This window comes from Enterococcus olivae, assembly GCF_053760925.1.
This window is the reverse complement of the sequence record NZ_JBSMVT010000010.1, coordinates 20,508-42,027: the sequence shown is the minus strand read 5'-3', so window position 1 is coordinate 42,027 and position 21,520 is coordinate 20,508. Positions and strand designations below refer to the sequence as shown.

Sequence of the window (21,520 nt, the reverse complement as noted above, 5' to 3'; positions counted from 1 at the left end):
TGATGGATGAAGAACTAATCGAAGAGACGCCCACCAAAACGTACCGCGTTGAAAATGGTCGGGTAAGCGGCTTTATTGATGAACAAGAAGCGATGAAGCAAGCCATACAAAAGGCTTTAGCAACGCGTCGCTTTGCGCATGCTATTTACTCGGAAAACTACGGTTCTGACCTGGAAGATCTTGTAGGCGAATCGCTAGACCTGGTAAAAGCAGAACTAGAAAGAATTGTCAGTGAAGCGCTTCTGATTGATGACCGCGTGTTATTGATCGAAAACTTTAGTTTTACTGTTTTAGATAAATCATCAATCGCAATTCATTGCGAAGTGGCCACGATTTTCGGCCAAGTCGCTTTAGAAAGTGAGGTGCAGTTATGAATCCGGAAGAAATCGGACAATACCTGGAACCTTTTGATTATGAGTATTTTTTGAACATGGCACTGGAAAACGTGCCGGCCGGAGTAGATACACGCGAAGGTTCGATCATTTATGACGCAATCGCACCGCTTTGTTATCAGTCGGCAGAAATCATCATGCAACTAAAAAATGTTGACTTAGAGACGTTTACGCAAACAGCCACCGGCAACAATTTAGATTTAAGGGCTGCGGAACATGGTATCAGTCGGATCGCTGCAACGCCTGCAATCGCCATCGGAAGTTTTACGGCAGAAGATGGCCAAGCGCTGCGATTGCGTGAGGGTGATCGCTTTTCAACGACTGGCGAAGATCCTGTGTATTTTTCAATCGTTCAAGACCTGGGCGGCGGCAACTTTTCACTGATTTGTGAAACGTTGGGAACGCGCGGGAATGAATACTTAGGGCAGCTTTTGCCGATCGATCACATCAACGGCCTAGCTACTGCTATCCTGGAATCGATTGAAATACCAGCGCGAGACGTTGAAACGGACGACGAACTGCGCGAACGTGTACTTAAAACGTATCAGCTCAACGATTTTGGCGGAAACATTGAAGACTATATCAACTTCACCGGTCAGCTTGACGGCGTCGGAGCCGTGCAGGTTTATCCGATTTGGCAAGGTGGCGGAACGGTTCGAGTAGTCATTTTAAACAATGCTTACGAAATGCCGTCAACAACCTTGATCGCAAACGTGCAGGAACAAATTGACCCAACGGGAAACATGCGCGGGTATGGTATCGCACCGATTGGCCACAAAGTAACCGTCGCGGCACCGACACGGAAAAATGTCAATGTATCGCTGCACATTGATCCGCTTGTGGGTTATACGCTAGATAGTTTGAAGCCGGCCATTGAAGCAGCACTGGCGGAGCTTTTCGCGTCTTATCGTCGCGTGTGGTCTGCGCATGATGATCTTTACAACTACGCACAAACGATCTATCGAAGTCAGGCAATCGCTGAACTGCTAAAAGTTGAAGGGGTGGCCAACGTCTCAAACGTGCGCTTAAACAGTGCTGACAGTGACTTGGAGCTTGTTTTTAACAACAGCTTGCAAGAATGCGCGTTTCTAGGGACGGTGACTTATACATGATCTTAAAAGAGTTATTGCCGGATTGGTATGCGGATGTTGCGGATTTTAACATTTTGATGGATAGCGAACAGAGAATCGCGGACGTATTGCTGGCACAGCTAAACCGAGTGAAAAATAATCAGTTTATCGCGACAGCCGATTCGCAGACTTTGACGCTTTACGAAAATCTGTTAAAAATCACGCCTACCGCGGACGACACGCTGGCTTCTCGTCGCTTTCGTATTATTTCAAGGCTATCGACGCAAAAGCCGTACACGTTGCGTTATTTGGTTGAATTGCTAGACACGTATCAAGGTTCTTACGCTTACGTGATGGACTACGATCAGTACAAGCTTTTGCTTAATTTAGTTTTTGAAGAACACGGCGAAATGGCTGCGATTGAATACGCGATTAAAACGACGGTACCAGCAAACATCGAATTTACGATTAACAATGCTTTCGGCATGGAAAGCACAAACTATCCTTATCTTGCTAGTGGCCTGATCGTTTCTGAATTGGTCGTCATTACAATGGACTTTAACGAAACCGCAAAAGCGACAGCAACAGACTTCCAAGCGGTCGGCGGAGTGGTCAGCGAAAACGTTCAGATTACAATGGACTTCCAAGAAACCGTCTCAGCGCGCGCTACAGACTATCAAGCTGTTGCGGGTGTAATTAGTCAAGAAGTACGCGTAACGATGGACTACAACGAAACCAGTACCGCAAAAGCAACAGCAAATCAAGGAACAGGAAACGTTTATACAGAAACAATAGAAATCCATTAAGGAGTGACGAAACTTGGAATTTAAAAAATCAGTAATTACAAATAAAGGCCGCGAACTGATGGCAAAATTGCTATCGGGTAGAACGGTTGCGACATTTACGCGTCTAGTCGTCAGCTCACGCGTCTATACAGATGCAGAGCTTCCAGGTCTGACATCAATCGCAGACATTAAACAAACGGCTACCGTACAAGCAAAGCCGAACACAGGAAGCACCGTTTCGGTGGAAGGGTCTATCAATAACACCGGCTTAACTGCAGGTTATTTTATTAACACGGTAGGGCTTTACGCTTCCGATCCGGAAGGCGGCGAAATCTTGTATGCAGTCGCAGCAGCACAAGTGAACGGCTACATGCCGGCAGATACAGGCGTATCGAAATCCGGCGTTACACTGCAGATTTACACAGAAGTTTCAAACGCTTCGCAGGTAAACATGGAGGTAGATCCTGCAGCGGTTGCATCAAAAGCGGATGTAAACGAAGTGAGAAACATCGTCACAGACCTGCAGGCGTTTGTTGGCTACAACGATGCGGATATTTACGGCGTTGAAGTAGACATGCGAACAAGCAGCTTCAAGCGCTTGGCCGGTGCGGTCAACAGAACAATCGGCGCAGGCTTTGACGCTATCCGGGCTTTTGGGGGACGTCGTCGCTGTATTCTGACGGATGAAGGCGAAGTTTTGGCCTACCACGGTGAAACTGGCTACAGTGAAACAGGAGTGCTTACACAATCGATCACGATTGATGAAACGGTCTACGCTGCAGGAACACGCGTGCAGGTCATGGTTGAACAGCCAAAATTCTATTACAAAGTTGTACCTTTGGAAATGGATCCGATCACTGACGGCAAAGGTTTCCACCTAAGAAAAGCACGCTATTATGTTTCAGACAAGCCGAAAGCCGGCTTCAAGTTACATCCGGCCTTTGAAAAAGCAGATGGCGGCGAAAAAGAATTTGTTTACCTTGCAGCGTATGAAGGTTCATTGTATGACACTTCTGCAGAAGCTTATATCCGAGACGATGCGCAAGTCGCAAGTTTCAGTGAAGATAAAATGTCTTCCGTTGCAGGTTCAAAACCAATGTCGGGACTAACTCAAAACCTATCAAGAGCCAATGCGCGACTGTTAGCGCAGAACAACGGCGAGGGGTGGCAACAGTCGCACGTCGGAACTATCTCGGCTAGTCAAATGCTGTTTTTAATTGAGTACGCAGGGTTTAACATTCAAACGGCTATCGGGAACGGTGCGACAGGTAAAGCGGACGGAACCGGCAACGAATCGGATCCAACAGGGGCAACTACAACGCTAGGCAATAAGTCCGGGCAGGTTGCTGATACCAACGGAATTAACCACGTTTCTTTCCGCGGTGAAGAAAATCTGTTTGGTAACATTTGGGGATTTGTGGACGGCCTAAACACGATGGCCAACGGCATTCATGATGCTTACGTTGCAACGCACGACTTCGCAGATCAGACAGGCGAGGGAGCTTATAAAAACGTAGGCTTTACACTTGCGAAAAGCACAGGCTATATCAGTGCATTTGGCTATTCGCAAGTGTTTGATTGGCTATTCTTGGCCAGCGAAACTTCCGGAAACAGTGCTTTGCCGGTTGGAGACCAGCACAGCCAAAACCATGCCGCAACAGACGGGGGCGGTTGGAGAACGGCCTTAATCGGTGGTAGGTGGAATATTGGTTCGCAGGCTGGGCTGTTCCATTGGCATGTGACTCATGTTTTTAGTACTCGGAGTCGTCGTTACGGCGGGCGCCTGGTGTATGCGCCGCAATAATTTTTAAGAAATATAGGCAAAATTGCGCTGTTTTCGGCATTCTGTACCCCTACTGGCCTTAATCGGTGGTAGATGGAATAATGGTTCGCAAGCTGGGCTGTTCCATTGGAATGTGAATAATGTTTTTAGTAATCGGAATCGTAATTACAGCGGGCACCTAGTACATGCAAAATTTAAGATTTACCTGTGAAACAATTTTGCCTTGCCTCTTGGCAAAACATAAAAATAAAATAATCGCTGGGCTAGTAGGTCTTTTCTCGAACGTCCGGTTTTTATATTGCATACAGGAGAAACAATGAAAAGAACTGGGAATTTATTCAAGCAGATTTATGACATGGAAAATTTAAAACTGGCGCACAAAAATGCACGAAAGGGTAAAGGCTGGTACAGAGAAGTGCAGATGGTAAACGCCGAGCCTGAAAAGTATTTAAGCATGATTCAAGAAATGCTGATCAATCACACGTACAAAACATCGGAATATGTAACGTTCAAGCGCTACAATTCGGGCAAGGTGCGAGATATTTACAAGCTGCCATACTTTCCGGATCGGATTTGTCAGTGGGCGATCATTCAAGTGATCGAGCCGTATCTTTTAAGGTACTTTACAAAAGACACCTATTCGGCCATACCTGGCAAAGGAATTCACGCTTGCCTAAAGGCTTTAGACAAGGCTATTCAAACCGACGAAGAAAACACGAAATACTGTTTAAAGATCGATGCTAAAAAGTTTTATCAGTCTATCAATCACGACATTTTAAAACAAAAGTATCGCAATCTGTTTAAAGATCCGGAACTGCTTTGGTTGCTGGATGAAATCATCGAATCGACAGAAGGCGATACCGGCATACCGATCGGCAACTATATTTCACAGTACAGCGGAAATTTTTACCTGGCCGGGTTTGATCACTGGATCAAAGAAGAAAAGCGGGTGAAGCACTATTTTCGCTATATGGACGACATCGTTATTTTAGGCAGTGACAAGCAAGCGCTGCACCGCCTAAGAAAAGAAATCGCCGTCTATTTTAAAGGTTTGAAGCTGACGATTAAAGAGAATTGGCAAGTCTTTCCAACGAATGTCCGCGGGATTGATTTTGTCGGCTATCGTGTTTTTAGGGGCTATAAGCTTCTAAGAAAATCCACCTGCAAAGCGATGAAAAAGAAAATGCTGCGATTGAAACGCAAAGAGCTGCAGGGGCGGCCATTGAATTTTTCTGAATATTGCGCTATTAACTCTTATCAAGGTTGGTTGGTGCATTGCGACAGTTTTAGATTAGCTGAGAAGTATGTCCGGCCATTGGATAACTACCAACAGAAATACTACATTGAGAACATAAAGAAAGGCGGTCAAGCTATATGATTGATCACGGAATTGTTTACAGTACAGAAAAACCGGATCCAAAAGTAATCGACACAGAAAGCGTTTGGATCAATACTGACATCAAACCACACTCAACGCCTGCAACGGAAGACGAACCGGGTTTTGAAGGCTTTAGCTATCGCATGAAACAATATGACAAAGACGAGTATTTACTTCAAATCAGCGAAAAAAATGCGAACCTTGAAGGCCAGCTAATTGAAACACAGATGGCACTCGTTGAAATCTATGAAAGCGCGGTGGAATAAGAATGGCAAAAATTTACGCGAATTTAATTAGACACGGAATGAAAACGATCGAAGAAGCACCGGAACACTTACGCGCAGAGGTACAAGCGATTTTAGACGCTGACAATGCAGAGTAGGTGAAACAATGAACAGAAGATTTAACACGCGGCTGCTGGTCCTTTTAGGACTGGCGGCCTTTTGGTTGTGTCTCATTTGGGCAGTTTTCACTTTTGGGTAACGAGTAACTTTCGAGTAGCTTTCGAGTAAGTAACGAGTAGCCGGAAAGGGGGTGTCACATGCAAAAGGTTATTGAATTTGATGCCCTGGTCGCTTCCATCTTTGGCAGCGGTATTTTTTTATCGCTTTGGCGGCTGGGGACTTGGATCAATAAACTTGTCAAAGCAAAAAGAGATGAAAACGAGTTACGAGAAAGAGAAATCAGAGAACTAAAAAAAGTCAACGCTGAACAAGATCAACGCTTAACGAAAGTTGAAGAATATCAAATGATGGCAGAGGATCGCAGTCAAGACATCATGAAGGCAGAAAAAGCGTCCCTGCACAATCAGATATGGAACAAAGCGGATGAATATATCAAACGCGGCTACATCACCGTAGGCGAGTTGAACAACTTTGATTATCTCTTTCAAGCGTATAAAAGTTTAGGCGGTAACGGAACCGGCGACACGTTGCATAGAAAAATTTGTAATTTAGATGTTCGCGATGAAGGTATTTTGCAAAAAGACGAGATTGATCGAAGACAGAAAGAGGGGTAAAACTATGATTTTGAAAGATAAACATTATCAGTTTATTAAGTGGTTTGTGTTGTTGTTTATGCCGGCTTTAAGCACGCTAATCGGCTTGTTAGGTAAGGCCTATGGGTTTGAAAATACGGAGCTTGTCGTTTTAACGATCAACGGCGTAACAGTGTTTCTCGGCGCTATTACTGGCGTCAGTCAAATCAACTATAACAAGAAAGACGGGGAGTGAGTAGGTATGTTACCGATCAATAAAAAAATCAGTAAATACAATTTTTACAAAGGTAATGATATTAAGTATATTATTATCCACGACGTCGGATCAAAGTCTACGGCGAAAAATAACGTAGACTATTTTGCCGGAGGTAATCGCAACGCGTCAGCTCATTATTTTGTTGACGATACAAGTATTTGGCAAAGCGTAGAGGACCACAACGGCGCGTGGTCTGTGGGTGATGGTGGTAATAAGTACGGCATCAATAACACTAATAGCATTGGTATTGAAATGTGTTTACCTAGCGGCACTGTGACTGCTAAAACGGAGCAAAACACGCTAGAGCTAGTCAAATATCTAATGGCAAAATACAACGTGCCAGCGGATAGAGTAGTACGTCATTATGATGCATCACGTAAAAACTGTCCTGCTCAATTTAATTTAGATGGCAAATGGACACGTTGGTATGCGTTTAAAGCGAAGTTAGAAGGTAAGACTGTTACACCGCCAACAGTTGAAGTGAAGCCAACAGCTCCTGCAGTTAAGCCAGCTCCACAGGCTAAGTATAAGGAAGAGTCTTTCTCTGTCAGACAGGTAACTGACGTTGCTTTAAACGTTAGAAAACAGCCCAATACTTCTAGTGCTGTGATTAAGACTCTGCCAAAAGGTAAGCAGTTTACGCCTACTAAAATTGTCCGCAATGGAGAATCAGTAGAAGGCTTCACGACATGGTGTAACACAGAAGCCGGTTGGGTCAGCATGGCTTACACTACACCAGTTAAAACTGTGGCTAAGCCAGCTCCTAAACCTGTTCAAAAGTTGAAAGGTGAGAATCTGCCTAACAGGGGCTATTACAAAGTAACTGCTAATACTAATATCCGCAGTGGTGCAGGTACAAATCATAGAATTGTCGGAACGTATGCTAAAGGTCAAGGGTTTAATTATGACCGCAAAGTGATTGCTGGTGGATATGTTTGGTTAAGTTATATCAGCTACTCTGGTCAACGCAGATATGTCGCAGTAGTTTAATCGGTACCCGTGTTTTGTTTATGAAAATAGCCCACGTCTCGGAAAAGGCGTGGGGTACATAGTTATGCGATGGTGGATTTAAATTTGAGTCTGTGCAAAGGTCTGTGCATCTAGTTAAAACTAAGTTAATCTAACGGAACATTAAATTGTTTCAAATGCCGTTGTAGCAAGTTAATATCGCCTAATTGAAGTTAAAAGAAGTTGGGTTCTAGAAACCTTTTTATTTTTCATTTTACTCCTTAGTAGAGTAATTACTCCTTTTTCCGTCAGACCTAACCAATCTGGCGGTTTTTTTTGTGCCAAATTTTGCTCGTCTAATGATAAAAAGCATTGGATTTCATAGCAAGCTGTGTTATGCTAAATGCCCATGGAGGTATTCCGGGAAATTGTTATTTTATCCCTGTTTTTGAAACGGCTTACGATAAAAATAGGGATTCGAAATTTTTATAAATACAACAAGGAAAATGGTGAAGAGATGAGCTTAGTGGTTTTAATCGGTGCTCAAGCAGTGGGTAAGATGACTGTGGGAAAAGAACTGGAAAAAATCATGGATGGTAAATTATTATATAACCATCAAACGATTGATATTTTTGCTGATTTTTTAGGTTATCAAAAAGCAACGTTTCAGTTGTCTGATATGGTTCGAAAAGAATTATTTAAAGCCTTTGTAGAGAACAAAGAGACAAATCAGACGGAGACGATTATTTTTACTGTGATGATCGGGTTTAGTGAGGCTGAAGACAAGCGCTTTTTACGAGAGATTTCCGATATTTTCCTTTCAAAGGGAGAAGAAGTATATTTTGTTGAGCTAGTGGCTGATTTAGAAACGAGAATCAAGCGTAATGCGGGAGAAGATCGTTTGGCAGCGAAACCTTCCAAGCGAGATATTCAATTTTCTCATGATGAATTAGTGACTTCTAATGAAAAATACCGACTTGTTTCCTTACCGGGCGAGCTGGCAAAAATTGAACCGCGAGCAAAAACTAGAGTAATCAATAATACGCATCTATCACCTAGTGTTACTGCCAAAATCATTAAGGAACATTTTGAGCTGTAATTTTTGATTGCCAAGATTTTTTAATCATGTTATTCTTAAATCAATAAAAAACGAAGTGAGGGATCCTATATTGAAAAACTAAGCCAATTTGTTGAAGCTGCATCAAGACTATCTTCTTTGAATAGCAAGGGAGTAGTGTGCAGATTTTCAGGATTGGTGGAAGTTTTTTGAGTGGGGTCCTTTTTGTGTACCTTTCTTTGAAAAATTCTCCTCCTGAAAATGGTCGAGGATTTTTTCTTGCCGTCAAGGCGAGTCGAGGTGAATGATATGCCAACAATTGAAATAAAAAATTTAACCTTTGGATTTGATGTCCAAACAACCAACTTATTTGAACAGACCAATTTAACGATTCAATCTGAATGGAAACTAGGCTTGATCGGACGTAATGGTCGGGGAAAGACAACGCTATTAAAATTATTGATGGGAGAACATACCTACAGTGGAAAGATCGAACATCAACTGAACTTTACGTATTTCCCACAGAAGGTAAGCGATAAAGAGCAATTGACCTATTATGTACTACAGGAATTATCTGATTTTGAGCAATGGAAAATCGAGCGAGAATTGAACCTTTTACAAGTCGAGGCGGATATTTTGTGGCGCCCGTTTTCCAGTCTTTCGGGTGGAGAACAAACCAAAGTGCTATTGGCCTTATTGTTTGTGGACGATATTAATTATCCATTGATTGATGAGCCAACCAATCATTTGGATGTAACGGCTAGAGAACAAGTTGCCAATTATTTACGAGGAAAAAAACAGGGCTTTATTGTCGTCAGTCATGATCGCAGCTTCGTGGATGAAGTCGTTGATCACGTCTTGTCGATCGAAAAAAGTCAATTAATCTTGTACCAAGGAAATTTTTCTGTCTACGAAGAACAAAAAGGACGACGAGATCAGTTTGAACAAGAACAAAATGTGAAGTTGAAAAAAGAGATCGGCCGATTGAAACAAACAGCTGCTGAAAAAGCTGAATGGTCAAGAGGGCGTGAACGAGACAAGCTGGGATCAGCCAACAAGCCAGGAAGTGGCGCGATTTTTGATACAGGAGCAATCGGAGCACGAGCTGCCCGCACGATGAAGCGCTCGAAAGCGATCGTTAAACGTATGGACGACCAGGCAGCAGAAAAAGAAAAGTTGCTCAAAGACATTGAATACATCGATCCGCTGAGTATGAATTATCATCCTAGCCATCGAAAAAAACTATTGACGGTCGAGCAACTACAGCTAAGTTACGGGGAACGTCAGCTTTTCGATCCAATGTCCTTTGAAATCGAGCAAGGGGACCGAGTGGCGATCCAAGGACCTAATGGCTCAGGAAAGTCATCGATCCTTCACTATTTACTAGGCACTTTTCAGGGCGAAGCTACCGGAACAGTCCTTCAACCTCAAGGGGTAACGATCAGTTACGTTCGTCAAAACTACGAAGACAATCGAGGAACGTTGCCCGAATTTGCTGAAGAGCAAGGCTTGTCTTATCAAGATCTGTTAAATAATCTTTTCAAGTTAGGTGTGGAACGTAAAGTTTTTCAAAATCGGATCGAAGACATGAGCATGGGACAGCGAAAGCGTGTGGAGCTGGCAAAATCACTGGCTACTCCCGCAGAATTATTCATTTGGGATGAACCCTTGAATTATCTAGATGTATTTAATCACAAACAATTGGAAGAAGTCATCCAGATGATCCAGCCGACAATGTTAGTGGTGGAACACGACAAAACCTTTTTGAAAAAGATAGCGACCAAGATCATTGCTTTGGGCTAATAAAAAATGCGACCGCATGCGGCCGCATTTTTTTAATTTTCTACATTTCGTACATAGTCATCAAAGTATTGGATCAATTCTGTTTTTAATTGTTGATACTCTTCTTCCGTGTATGTTTTTTCCTGAAGTTTGATTTGCAGGAAAGGAAGCTCCAATTCTTCTTTAAGACGATCAAGTACATCTAATTTGTCCATTTTATATCACCTGTCTCCTAAAAGAGATTAAAGGAAGCATTGACTTTTTCGTATACTTCACTCATCGTTGTCAAACGTTGTTTCAAAGATTCCAAGGCGGCATTTTCATCTTCGGTGTCATGGAAAAGGTATTGTTTTAATTCAAAATAGAAAATATCGAAGGCGTCCACGAAATTTTCCACCTCGATTGTCTGTAATTCTTTGAAGACATCACAACGAACATAGGCTTTTTCGGCAATCGCGTAAGTCTCAGCCGTTGTCAGAAGGACTAGCGATTCGTTGTAGCGGCGATGAGAGACTAATTCAAAGACAGACTGGCACTTATTGTAGATATTTGAAAAATCTTTTGCTAATAATTCAGCGGGTGCTTTCGAAAACATAGGGATTCCTCCTAGAATTTACTTTTGAAACAAGACACAAACACATTCCGGTACAGGAATATCTTTTTTGATCAACGTCAATGTACCGACTTCTGGGTCACGACGATAAAGTGTCAGGTTGTCCGTGTTTTGATTGGCACAAATGACAAAATTCTCCGTTGGATCGAGGTTGAAGTCACGAGGATGATCGCCCTCTGATGATACATGCTCAACAAAAGCAAGACTTGCGCCTTCTTCATTGACAGCGAAGACAGCAATTGAGTTGTGCCCACGGTTGGACAGGTAGATAAATCGACCGTCACTAGTCATGCGAATAGCAGCACCAGCATTGAATTCTTCAAAGTCTTCAGGCAATGTAGAAAGTTTTTGCTGCTCTTCAAATGTCCCATTGGTACCATCATAAGCCAAAACAGTCACAGAACTGTCTAGTTCACCGAACAAATAGGCATAGTTGGTGTTTGGATGGAAAACCAGATGGCGAGGACCAGTTCCAGCCGGCGCAACATAGGTCGCTACTTCTGTCAATTTGCCTTCTTCTGAAACGTCATAGGTGTACACACGATCAGTTCCTAGATCACAGACAGCCAAACGTTTGTCAGGTGTCAGATCACTGTAGTGTGCATGTGGACGATCCTGATTTTCATGAGGGCCGAGGGGTTCATCATGGTAAACGGCATCGGTAGCTTCCAATGACCCGTCTTCCAAAATTTTGTAGACATTGACTTCCCCTTTATGATAATTGGCGCCATAAACGAGTTGGCGTTCTTCGTCGACAGCTACATAACACAAAGGTGCACCCTCTTCGGTGATAGCATTCAGGAAAGTCAAGCTGGAGTCGTATGCTCCGATTCCACCTTGACTATCGACAGAAGTAACAGTGTATAGATTTCCTTTTGCACTGCGAGCAAGATAGGTGGGACTGTTTTCTTCTGTTTCCAATTTCAAATCAACCAGTTCTTCTTTTTCCGTGTCGAGGACAAAAGAATAAATTCCCTTGCTTTCACGACGCGTATAGGTACCTAATAGCATTTTTTCTAACATAAACGATGACCTCCTAAAAATACGCTCTTTTTTAGTCTATCATTTTCTGAACTAAAATGATGATATAAACCCTTATCAAATATTTTAACCTATCGGATACATGAAAGCTAGAATATAACCAAAAAGAACTTTTTTGTTTGAAATCTCCAACTTAAGTCTCAGGTATTCTGAATAGAATGTGTTATAATTTAGAAAAGCAATCATGAAGGGAGCTTCATTCATGCAACAAGGAAAAATATTAGCAATTGGCGAACAAGCCATTGATAAAAAAGAGAATATGTTGATTTTTTTCGGTCAAAAAGTAACAGAGGGACTACGTCCGTATTCGATCATTCAAGAAATTGAAGATGCTCAGGCTATTGAATTAAAGGTTGGCGCCACGATTTTATTTGGAGATCAAGAGTACCGTACGACTTATGTAGGGCACTTGGCCAATCAGAACTTACAGACGATTCAACATGTATCGTTTGTTTTTTCAGCTGTTCCAACGGATAAATTATCTGGAAGTGTCTATTTGACACCTGCGAAATTGCCGGAAATTGCTGAAGGAATGACGATTACGTATAAAGGTTAGGTGGCTAAAATGGAAAAAAAGACAAAAGGACAACGCTCTTGGTTTTGGAAATGGTTCTTAAATAATCAAGTCGTGTCCTCATTATTAATAGTGCTTTTGATTTTATTGATCATTAATGCGTTTACCAAGGTTTCTTATTTATTTACACCTGTATGGGAATTTTTAAGTGTCGTGGGATTGCCGATGATTCTTTCAGGCATTTTGTTTTATTTGATGAATCCGCTTGTGGATTATCTTGAAAAAAAAGGTGTGAAACGAATTTTTGGTATTTTGGGCTTATTCGTTTTGGTTGTCGGTCTGATTGTTTGGGGAGTCGTGGTCATTGTTCCTAAAATCCAAGAACAAACCTTAAGTTTTGTGGATAATTTTCCTTCCTACGTCGCAGCTGTTGATAAGACAGTCAATGACGTGTTTTCTGACCCTATGTTTAGTCAGGTCCAAGAGCAGTTTTCCGCTTCTGGAGAAAGAATTATGAACTGGTTAACTGAGATTATTCAAAATGTTTCAAGATCAACCTTCCAAAATATCGGTAATTTCTTTGGTGCTGTCGCATCTGTCACTGTTGCGGTTGTGACAATGCCAGTCATTCTCTTTTATTTATTAAAAGACGGAAGAAAATTAGGCCCATTTGCTGTTCAAGTATTACCAACTAAAATGCGCAAACCTACGCTAAAAGTCTTGGGAGAAATGAATGATCAAGTCTCTTCTTACATTCGTGGTCAATTGACCGTCGCTTTTGCTGTAGCGATCATGTTTATGGTTGGTTTCTCAATCATTAAGTTAGACTACGCTATTACATTGGGGATTGTCGCAGGCTTCATGAATTTAATTCCTTTCTTAGGTTCTTTCTTAGCGATGATACCTGTCGTTTTCTTAGGAATTGTGGGTGGTCCAGCACTGTTGATCAAAATCGCCATCGTCTTTACCATTGAACAAACTATTGAAGGACGAGTAATCTCTCCTCTAGTTTTAGGAAATCAATTAAAAGTACATCCTGTGACTATTTTGATTATTCTATTAACTGCGGGTCAATTATTTGGTTTGACCGGAGTAGTACTAGGGGTTCCTGCTTATGCAGCGATCAAAGTCGTTCTTGAAAATATCTTTAATTGGTATAAAGAACGTTCTAAATTATATGAAGAAGAGCAACCAGAACCTCCCGTTGTAACAGAAGTGGTGGAAATTGAAGTCATTGAACCATCGGATGAGGAAGAATAAAAAATGGTAGCTATTTGATACGAGCTTGTTGTAAAAGAAAATTTAGATCAAAAAAGAATCGACTCTCATTTTTGTGAGAGTCGATTCTTTTTGTTTAAAAGTTCAAACTAATTTCTTCTGCTTTTTTTACGCCAGCAGCGATAATTTCATCGGTTCTTTCTGGATGATGATCAGCACCTTCGATGAATACTTGTTCCACTTCATTGACACCAACAAAGTTTAAAATCCCTTTGACATATTGTGACGCGAAGTCTTGTCCGGCATAGGCACCACCGCTTGCTTGAATGTGTAGTGCTTTTTTGCCTTCTGTTAGAGGAGCTGGACCTGTTTCTGTATATTTGAAGGTTTTGCCAGCAACGTTGATAGTGTCGAACCAGGCTTTCAAACGAGTAGGGATGTTTAGGTTCCATAGACCGTTAGCAATTACCACTTTGTCGGCAGCTAAGAATTGTTCGGTTGATTCATTGAATCGAACGATCTTGTGTTGTTGTTCAGCTGTTAATGATGAAAAATCTTTTCCAGCTTTCAAATCGTTCCAACCAGTCATGATATCATAGTCAATCTCTGGAAAATCTTCTTTATATAGATCCAAAGTGATAATCTCATCTTCTGGATGACTTTTCTTGTAGCTATCTAAAAAAGCATATAAAACTTTCATAGATTTAGATGCCTCGTCTGTTAGTGGGTGTGCCTTTACTGCTAATAATGTTGCCATGAAATCTCTCCTTATTCATCTATTCTCTATTTTACAAAAAATCACACACTTTAATTAGAAAAAAGAGCTCCTCTTTGTAAAAGTAAGTAAAATTTTGTACAAAACTTAGTATACAAGAATAAAAAAAGATTTCAAACAAAAATGTTTGAAATCTTAGTTCAATAGGATTCAAATTCTTTTAGGCAGCGTCCTTTTTCAAGGCTTTCATGCCACCAATCACGTGTAGTGCTTTGTAGCCGTGATTATTTAAGAATTGAGCAATGATATCTGAACGACGACCAGAGTGACTGACCACAAAATAAGTTGTATCTTTATCTAATTCATTTAAGCGATTTGGTAAACTTGTAGTAGGCATAGAAATAGCGTCAGGAAAATGTCTTTCAGCAAATGCGCCTTTATCACGGATATCCAAAATAGTAACAGGTTGATTGGCTAGCAGCATTTGAAAATCTTGAGCAGTAATTGATTTCATAAAAAATTTCCTCTTTTCTTGTTGGATGAGCTTGATTTTAGGGTGTTTTCAGAAAACTTGCAAATTTTTTGCGTTAAAATGAAAAAACAATGAAAGATTTTTTAATCTGTAGCTTTTTCTCTTAGCTGTGAGAAGCTAAAAGAAAAATGGGATCTGCGTGGTGTGAATAGTATTCATTTGTTATTAATAGGAAAAAATCTTTTTTATTGAGTGAAGGATTATTGTGTAAAAGTGTCTGCAAATCATAAGGTTTTTCTGCAAAGGAATAAATTGTTAAAGAAAGAAACTTGCTTTTTCCTAGAGAATCAAGTAAAGTATATCTGTGTGTAAAACACGTCCTGTCACTTGGTTTGACGAATCACCAACGTTTTACTCAGTTGCAGGGAATAATCGAAAGAGGTGGAAAACATGGCAATTTCTAAAGAACGTAAAAACGAAATCATCAACCAATTTGCTCGTCATGAAGGAGATACTGGTTCTCCAGAAGTACAGATCGCTGTATTAACTGAAGATATCAACACTTTGAATGCTCACATCCGTGAACACAAAAAAGATCACCATTCATACCGTGGTTTGATGAAAAAAGTTGGTCACCGTCGTAACTTGTTAGCTTACCTACGTAACAAAGACGTAGCACGTTACCGCGAATTGATCCAAGCATTAGGATTACGTCGTTAATCATTCATGAGAAAAGTGAGGTTCGACCGAATCTCACTTTTTTGCTGTGAAACACAGTTTTAGCTGTCTTTTAGGCAGCTAAAACTGATGTTGAACAGTACTAGGCGACCGCAGGGAGCGTAGTGTCATTCGTACCGAAACACAGTGATTCGTTGTCTGAAAAACGGTTCAAACTGATCTTGAATATCATGATTTAGGAAAAGCAGATCATGGATTTCAAATAAAAAAACAAAAAATAAACATGCTGTGATGGTTGGCTTGGCTTTACTACTAACCAAATGAAAGCACTGAAGTGTTCAATGCTTTCATTTGTTTAGTAGCAGCCTTGACTCACAGTAGCAAAGGAGAACTTTATGACAAAACAAGTATTTAAGACAACTTGGGGCGGACGTCCACTAGAAGTTGAAGTGGGACAACTTGCCAAACAAGCAAACGGTGCGGTTTTAGTCCGTTATGGCGATACAGTTGTATTGACAGCGGCAGTTGCATCAAAAGAAGCAAAAGATACAGATTTCTTCCCATTGACAATCAACTATGAAGAAAAAATGTATGCCGTAGGGAAAATTCCTGGAGGTTTTATCAAACGTGAAGGTCGTCCAAGTACTGATGCGACATTGACTGCTCGTTTGATCGACCGTCCGATTCGTCCAATGTTTGCGGAAGGCTTCCGTAATGAAGTCCAAGTAACCAACGTTGTGATGAGTGTGGAACAAGATTGTTCTCCATCAATGGCAGCCATGTTAGGTTCTTCATTGGCACTATCTATTTCAGATATTCCATTCGATGGACCAATTGCAGGGGTAGACGTTGGTCGTGTGGACGGTGAATATGTATTGAACCCCACAGTGGAACAACATGCAGCCACTGATATCGAATTGACGGTTGCTGGAACAAAAGCAGCAATCAACATGGTTGAATCTGGTGCCAAAGAAGTTTCCGAGGCAGATATGCTAGGAGCTTTACTATTTGGTCACGAAGCAATCAAAGAAATCGTCGCTTTCCAAGAAGAAATCGTGGCGGCAGTCGGTAAAGAAAAAATGGAAATCAAATTGTTGCAAGTAGCTGAAGATTTGAAGAAAGAAATCTTTGATGCTTACTACCAAACAATGAAAACAGCCGTTTTGACCGAAGAAAAATTAGCTCGTGAAGATGAAATCGACAAAGTAAAAGCCACTGTGAAAGAAGTGTACGCAGAAAAAGCAGCAGCATTAGAAGCTGACGAAGCGGCACAATTAACGAAAGAAGTAAAACAAATCGCTGAAGATCTTGAAAAAGATGTGGTCCGCGAATTGATCACGATCGATAAAATCCGTCCTGATGGTCGTAAATTGGATGAAATCCGTGCACTAGCTTCAGAAGTTGGTTTGTTGCCACGTGTACATGGTTCTGGTTTATTCACTCGTGGACAAACCCAAGCGTTATCAGCGTGTACCTTAGCACCACTTGGCGAACATCAAATTATTGACGGTTTAGGTGTGGAAGATTCAAAACGTTTCATCCATCACTATAACTTCCCACAATTCTCTGTTGGTTCAACAGGACGTGCTGGATCTCCAGGTCGTCGTGAAATTGGACACGGAGCTTTAGGTGAACGTGCTTTAGCACAAGTGATTCCAAATGAAGAAACCTTCCCTTACACTATTCGTTTAGTCGCAGAAGTATTGGAATCTAACGGTTCTTCTTCTCAAGCAAGTATCTGTGCCGGAACATTGGCCTTAATGGATGCCGGTGTACCGATCAAAGCACCAGTTGCAGGTATCGCAATGGGACTTGTTTCTGATGGTGAAAACTATACAATCTTGACAGATATTCAAGGCTTGGAAGATCACTTGGGAGACATGGACTTTAAGGTTGCCGGAACAAAAGACGGAATTACCGCTCTACAAATGGATATCAAGATCCAAGGTATTACTGAACAAATTTTGCGTGAAGCATTAGCTCAAGCGAAACAAGCGCGTATGGAAATTCTTGAAGAATTGACCTCTACACTAGCTGCTCCTCGTGAAGAACTAAGCCAATATGCACCGAAGATCGAAATGATCAAGATCGATCCTGCGAAGATCAAAGATGTTATCGGTAAAGGCGGCGACACGATCAATGGTATCATTGATGAAACCGGCGTGAAAATCGATATCGATCAAGACGGGAATGTATCGATCGCATCTGCTGATGCAGAAATGATTCAAAAAGCGATCAAGATCATTGAAGACTTGACCAAAGAAATCAAAGCTGGCGAAGTTTACTTAGGTAAAGTTGTCCGCATTGAAAAATTTGGCTGCTTCGTCAACTTGATCAAAGGGAAAGACGGCTTAGTCCACATTTCTCAACTAGCAAACGAACGTGTGAACAAAGTTGAAGACGTTGTAAAACTAGGTGATGAGATTCTTGTCAAAGTAACAGAAATTGACAAACAAGGTCGAGTGAACCTTTCAAGAAAAGCATTACTGAAAGACGAGAAACAAGAAGAGAAATAAATAAATGACTAAAATCTGCGGGGAGATTCTTTTTTCTCGCGGATTTTTTTTGTTGAGAATAGGAGAGAGAACATGAAACAAACACAAAACTGGCGTTTAAAATTAGCAAAGTTCATGAAAGGCAGATACGGATTTTTTGATTCCCTGAATAAACTATTAATGATCCTGGCGATCATCAGTTTGTTGTTACCGGTCAGATTTTTGACGTGGATCGCTTATGGGTTGATCATTCTTGCCTACTATCGTTTCTTTTCAAAACGTATTTACGTACGCTCTAATGAAAATCAAAAGTATCTAGTGCAGCAAAATAAAGTGATCCGTCGCTTCAAGAATACAAAAGCAGCCTTCCAAGACCGAAAAAGCTATGTCTATTTCCGCTGTCCAGAGTGCAAGCAAACGATCCGGGCACCGAAAGGAAAAGGCAAGATCAAAGTCACTTGCAGCAAATGTAAACATCAATTTGTGAAGAAGGTCTAAGTTTGTTACACTGAATCCAAAAAGCAAGTGAGTCAAGATGGAAATGAGAAATCATGCCACAGATGATCATAGGCAGTTCACTGACAAGGAATGGACTTGCTGCTAACTGGAGGAGTTATGACAAAACTAACGATTTGCACAATCAAAGAGAATGATTTACAGGAATGGTGGGAAATTGCTTACGGACCCAAAGCTGATTTAGAGTGAAAAAAATGGGACGGTCCTTATTTCAAAGACCCTGTGTTAGACTAGGAGACTTTTTCAACAGGCTGGGGGAAATCCAGTGTCAATCACATCCGCAATGCAGAGTTATATGTTATGAGGGGTGCATTGTCGGTATGCTGACAGCCTATTGGGAAGATGGAGAATTGCAACAATGGTTAGAATTTGGGATCATCATTTATGAGGCAAAGCTATGGAACAAGGGCATTGGTAGCTTCGCAGTAAAAGCTTGGATCACAGAGTTGTTTGCAATGTATCCCCATATTCAAAGAGTCGGTTACACGACCTGGTCAGGCAATCATGGTATGCAAAAGCTGGGTGAAAAGATCGGTATGACCAAAGAAGCACAGCTTCGTAGCGTTCGTTATTGGCAGGGAGAGTACTACGATTCCGTTAAATATGGTGTATTAAGAAAAGAATGGTTGTAGAAAAGGGCATCGACAAAACTGTCGATGCTTTTTTCTGTAGTCAGACCTTTGAGGCTGGAGACTACCTACTAAGAAAATGAAAAATCTATGAAAGAGTGACTAGAATTTTGTCTGTTTTTTGTTATTTTTAGTTTATTGTTTGACGAAAATTTTATTGGAGGAGTACACTATTCAATGTAAAAAATCTTATTAAGGGATGAAGAAAAATGTTTGAAGAAAAAAGAAAATTTAATTGAATGAGTTTTCTAGTGGGTATTTTGTTTTTATTGGTCTCACTTGTAGCCTTCCAAAATCCAGAAACTAGTCTGGTAGCTATTGTTATTTATTTTGCAGTGACGGCAATCATTAACGGAATTTACAGCCTGTTTATTCGTACACGCATCAAAGAGTTCACAGGATACCGTTCCACTGGTTTTCTTGTGTTAGCCATTGCGGAAATTTTGATCGGGCTTGTTTTATTGTTCCGTTTGGATACGGGGATCATCGCTTTGGCGTATGTCTTTGCTCTTTGGTTCATTATGGACTCTGTTCGTAATTTATTCCTATTAGGTCCGACTCGTTTAGTCAGTGTTCCTTTGTATTGGTTCTCGATGATCGTCAATATTTTGGGGATTTTCGTTGGTTTTTCACTAATTGTGGATCCAATCGTCTCATTATTGACCATTTCTTTCCTTGTCGGTTTCTATTTCTTGATGAATGGGCTCATTTACATCGTGGGTGCTTTCTCCAACTAACACCAAAAGAAGGTGCGACAACTGTCGCATCTTCTTTTTATTCTCTGTCAATCGTTAAATACATGATGTGTTCATTGTTTTCCGGATCTTTTTCATTGGTATGGACGAAACCAAATGACTCATAGAAAGGAAAGGCCTTTTCATTTTCTTCGTGAACGCTTAAGTAAATCTTATCGACTTGTTTGTAGTGTTCTTTCAAATAAGTCAGCACCGAACGGAACAAGGCGTGACCATAACCCTGACGCTGATGGTGGTGATCGATCATGAAGCGATCGAACCAAATGGAACGGTCAGAAGGAGCTTCAGCACCGATCATCGCAAAACCAACCATCTTGTTGTCCACATATAATCCAACAGACGTCCATTTTAATTTGGTGTCATAAGCAGCTTCCAGTAAAGACAAGGTATTCTCTTCGATCAGCCCTTTTTGATTCGGAGCAACTTCTAGTGATGCAGCGGTCCGCCAGTTTTCCTGGCTAATAGGTTTTAGTTGATATCTCATAGTCAATATCCTCCTTCAAACTCTAGTATAAGCAAACTTGAAATAATTCTAAACTAAAACGCATTCATTTTTAAGGAAGCGTTTTTTTCAGTTTCTATATTTGAACTTCATTCTCAATTAGTCTACAATAGTTAAGAATAAATAATGAATTTGGAGGGAATAAAATGTCTGTTTTAGAAATCAAAAACTTACATGTCTCAATTGAAGATAAAAAAATCCTAAAAGGTGTCGATCTAACTTTGAAAACGGGAGAGATCCATGCCATCATGGGACCAAACGGAACTGGGAAATCAACTTTATCTGCGGCAATCATGGGAAATCCTAACTTTGAAGTAACTGAAGGTGAAATCCTACTTGACGGGGAAAATGTTTTGGAAATGGAAGTTGACGAGCGCGCGCGCTTAGGTCTTTTCTTAGCGATGCAATACCCAAGTGAGATTCCTGGAATCACGAATGCAGAATTCATGCGTGCAGCGATCAATGCCAAACGCGACGAAGACGATAAAATCTCTGTCATGGACTTCATCAAAAAATTAGATGAAAAAATGGATCTGTTGAATATGCCGGAAGAAATGGCTGAACGTTACTTAAACGAAGGCTTCTCTGGTGGAGAAAAGAAACGGAATGAAATCTTACAATTATTGATGCTTGAACCAACTTTTGCTATCTTAGACGAAATTGATTCTGGTTTAGATATCGATGCACTGAAGGTTGTAGCCAAAGGGGTCAATGAAATGCGTGGAGAAGGTTTTGGTTCTTTGATCATTACTCACTATCAACGCCTATTAAACTACATCACACCTGATGTTGTGCATATCATGATGGAAGGCCGCGTGGTCTTGACTGGTGATGCAGACTTGGCAAAACGTCTGGAAGCAGAAGGCTATGCTGGAATCAGTAAAGAATTAGGAATTGATTACAAAGAAGAAGAAGCGTAAGGAG

General features: G+C 41.0%; 26 protein-coding genes. 20 read left to right on the top strand and 6 right to left on the bottom strand.

From position 1 onward, the window contains the following. Positions 1-2 precede the first annotated feature (2 nt). From ACWODM_RS08295 to ACWODM_RS08240, 12 genes are all read left to right on the top strand, one after another. The gene (locus tag ACWODM_RS08295) at positions 3-374 is read left to right on the top strand and encodes a DUF2634 domain-containing protein (protein WP_455320908.1); all 372 of its coding nucleotides are present in this window, start codon (positions 3-5) and stop codon (positions 372-374) included. Further along, positions 371-1,504: a baseplate J/gp47 family protein gene (locus ACWODM_RS08290; RefSeq protein ID WP_455320907.1), complete on the top strand. Its 1,134-nt coding sequence runs from the start codon at positions 371-373 to the stop codon at positions 1,502-1,504. The genes ACWODM_RS08295 and ACWODM_RS08290 overlap by 4 nt, the downstream gene beginning before the upstream one ends. Beyond that, positions 1,501-2,268: a putative phage tail protein gene (locus tag ACWODM_RS08285; RefSeq protein WP_455320906.1), complete on the top strand. Its 768-nt coding sequence runs from the start codon at positions 1,501-1,503 to the stop codon at positions 2,266-2,268. Before ACWODM_RS08290 ends, ACWODM_RS08285 begins: the two co-directional genes overlap by 4 nt. 13 nt (positions 2,269-2,281) lie before the next feature. Continuing rightward, positions 2,282-4,051, top strand: a complete 1,770-nt coding sequence (locus tag ACWODM_RS08280) for a phage tail-collar fiber domain-containing protein (protein ID WP_455320905.1) — start codon at positions 2,282-2,284, stop codon at positions 4,049-4,051. 334 nt (positions 4,052-4,385) lie between these two features. Then, on the top strand, positions 4,386-5,408 hold the full coding sequence (locus ACWODM_RS08275; protein WP_455320904.1) for an RNA-directed DNA polymerase: 1,023 nt from the start codon (positions 4,386-4,388) through the stop codon (positions 5,406-5,408). Continuing rightward, positions 5,405-5,674, top strand: coding sequence for a hypothetical protein (locus tag ACWODM_RS08270; RefSeq protein ID WP_455320903.1), 270 nt, complete (start codon positions 5,405-5,407; stop codon positions 5,672-5,674). The genes ACWODM_RS08275 and ACWODM_RS08270 overlap by 4 nt, the downstream gene beginning before the upstream one ends. Before the next feature lie 2 nt (positions 5,675-5,676). Next, entirely contained in the window at positions 5,677-5,790 is a 114-nt protein-coding gene (locus ACWODM_RS08265; RefSeq protein WP_455320902.1) for a CD1375 family protein, read from the top strand. A 159-nt stretch (positions 5,791-5,949) separates the two neighbouring features. Continuing rightward, positions 5,950-6,426 carry a hypothetical protein gene (locus tag ACWODM_RS08260; RefSeq protein WP_455320901.1) on the top strand — a complete coding sequence of 159 codons (477 nt, stop codon included), beginning with the start codon at positions 5,950-5,952 and terminating at the stop codon, positions 6,424-6,426. Between the two features lie 4 nt (positions 6,427-6,430). Further along, entirely contained in the window at positions 6,431-6,640 is a 210-nt protein-coding gene (locus ACWODM_RS08255) for a phage holin (RefSeq protein WP_455320900.1), read from the top strand. A gap of 6 nt (positions 6,641-6,646) precedes the next feature. Next, on the top strand, positions 6,647-7,651 hold the full coding sequence (locus ACWODM_RS08250) for an N-acetylmuramoyl-L-alanine amidase (protein WP_455320899.1): 1,005 nt from the start codon (positions 6,647-6,649) through the stop codon (positions 7,649-7,651). Between the two features lie 475 nt (positions 7,652-8,126). Next, on the top strand, positions 8,127-8,708 hold the full coding sequence (locus ACWODM_RS08245) for a hypothetical protein (RefSeq protein ID WP_455320898.1): 582 nt from the start codon (positions 8,127-8,129) through the stop codon (positions 8,706-8,708). Positions 8,709-8,975: 267 nt separating this feature from the next. Continuing rightward, positions 8,976-10,469, top strand: a complete 1,494-nt coding sequence (locus tag ACWODM_RS08240) for an Lsa family ABC-F type ribosomal protection protein (protein ID WP_455320897.1) — start codon at positions 8,976-8,978, stop codon at positions 10,467-10,469. A gap of 32 nt (positions 10,470-10,501) precedes the next feature. On the opposite strand, the gene ACWODM_RS08235 is transcribed toward ACWODM_RS08240, so the two are convergent. The 3 genes from ACWODM_RS08235 to ACWODM_RS08225 are packed head-to-tail and all read right to left on the bottom strand — an operon-like array spanning position 10,502 to position 12,084. Then, on the bottom strand, positions 10,502-10,663 hold the full coding sequence (locus ACWODM_RS08235; protein WP_455320896.1) for a hypothetical protein: 162 nt from the start codon (positions 10,661-10,663) through the stop codon (positions 10,502-10,504). A 17-nt stretch (positions 10,664-10,680) separates the two neighbouring features. Next, positions 10,681-11,043, bottom strand: coding sequence for a hypothetical protein (locus ACWODM_RS08230; protein ID WP_455320895.1), 363 nt, complete (start codon positions 11,041-11,043; stop codon positions 10,681-10,683). A gap of 18 nt (positions 11,044-11,061) precedes the next feature. Continuing rightward, complete coding sequence (locus ACWODM_RS08225) at positions 11,062-12,084, bottom strand: lactonase family protein (RefSeq protein ID WP_455320894.1); 1,023 nt, start codon at positions 12,082-12,084, stop codon at positions 11,062-11,064. 220 nt (positions 12,085-12,304) lie between these two features. Here ACWODM_RS08225 and ACWODM_RS08220 point away from each other — a divergent pair, with 220 nt between their 5' ends. Together ACWODM_RS08220 and ACWODM_RS08215 are read left to right on the top strand one after the other, a co-directional pair. Beyond that, positions 12,305-12,658: a PTS glucitol/sorbitol transporter subunit IIA gene (locus ACWODM_RS08220; RefSeq protein WP_455320893.1), complete on the top strand. Its 354-nt coding sequence runs from the start codon at positions 12,305-12,307 to the stop codon at positions 12,656-12,658. Between the two features lie 9 nt (positions 12,659-12,667). After that, the gene (locus tag ACWODM_RS08215; RefSeq protein ID WP_455320892.1) at positions 12,668-13,876 is read left to right on the top strand and encodes an AI-2E family transporter; all 1,209 of its coding nucleotides are present in this window, start codon (positions 12,668-12,670) and stop codon (positions 13,874-13,876) included. A 94-nt stretch (positions 13,877-13,970) separates the two neighbouring features. On the opposite strand, the gene ACWODM_RS08210 is transcribed toward ACWODM_RS08215, so the two are convergent. Beyond that, positions 13,971-14,591 (bottom strand): NAD(P)H-dependent oxidoreductase, encoded by a 621-nt coding sequence (locus ACWODM_RS08210; RefSeq protein WP_455320891.1) that lies wholly within the window; start codon positions 14,589-14,591, stop codon positions 13,971-13,973. A gap of 178 nt (positions 14,592-14,769) precedes the next feature. Next, a complete protein-coding gene (locus tag ACWODM_RS08205; RefSeq protein WP_455320890.1) occupies positions 14,770-15,063 on the bottom strand; it encodes a rhodanese-like domain-containing protein in 294 nt (97 codons plus the stop codon). A gap of 408 nt (positions 15,064-15,471) precedes the next feature. On the opposite strand from ACWODM_RS08205, the gene rpsO reads away from it, so the two are divergent. The 5 genes from rpsO (at position 15,472) to ACWODM_RS08180 (ending at position 20,076) form a co-directional block, all read left to right on the top strand. Then, positions 15,472-15,741: a 30S ribosomal protein S15 gene (gene rpsO, locus ACWODM_RS08200; protein WP_455320889.1), complete on the top strand. Its 270-nt coding sequence runs from the start codon at positions 15,472-15,474 to the stop codon at positions 15,739-15,741. 353 nt (positions 15,742-16,094) lie between these two features. Further along, the gene (pnp, locus tag ACWODM_RS08195) at positions 16,095-18,215 is read left to right on the top strand and encodes a polyribonucleotide nucleotidyltransferase (protein ID WP_455320888.1); all 2,121 of its coding nucleotides are present in this window, start codon (positions 16,095-16,097) and stop codon (positions 18,213-18,215) included. Between the two features lie 72 nt (positions 18,216-18,287). After that, positions 18,288-18,692, top strand: coding sequence for a hypothetical protein (locus ACWODM_RS08190; protein ID WP_455320887.1), 405 nt, complete (start codon positions 18,288-18,290; stop codon positions 18,690-18,692). A gap of 338 nt (positions 18,693-19,030) precedes the next feature. Continuing rightward, positions 19,031-19,342: a GNAT family N-acetyltransferase gene (locus ACWODM_RS08185; RefSeq protein ID WP_455320886.1), complete on the top strand. Its 312-nt coding sequence runs from the start codon at positions 19,031-19,033 to the stop codon at positions 19,340-19,342. A gap of 236 nt (positions 19,343-19,578) precedes the next feature. Then, positions 19,579-20,076: an HdeD family acid-resistance protein gene (locus ACWODM_RS08180; protein ID WP_455320885.1), complete on the top strand. Its 498-nt coding sequence runs from the start codon at positions 19,579-19,581 to the stop codon at positions 20,074-20,076. Positions 20,077-20,113: 37 nt separating this feature from the next. Here ACWODM_RS08180 and ACWODM_RS08175 read toward each other — a convergent pair whose 3' ends face one another. Further along, the gene (locus ACWODM_RS08175) at positions 20,114-20,578 is read right to left on the bottom strand and encodes a GNAT family N-acetyltransferase (RefSeq protein ID WP_455320884.1); all 465 of its coding nucleotides are present in this window, start codon (positions 20,576-20,578) and stop codon (positions 20,114-20,116) included. 164 nt (positions 20,579-20,742) lie between these two features. Between ACWODM_RS08175 and sufC the strand changes: the two genes are divergently transcribed. Next, on the top strand, positions 20,743-21,516 hold the full coding sequence (gene sufC / locus ACWODM_RS08170) for a Fe-S cluster assembly ATPase SufC (protein WP_455320883.1): 774 nt from the start codon (positions 20,743-20,745) through the stop codon (positions 21,514-21,516). Positions 21,517-21,520 lie beyond the last annotated feature (4 nt).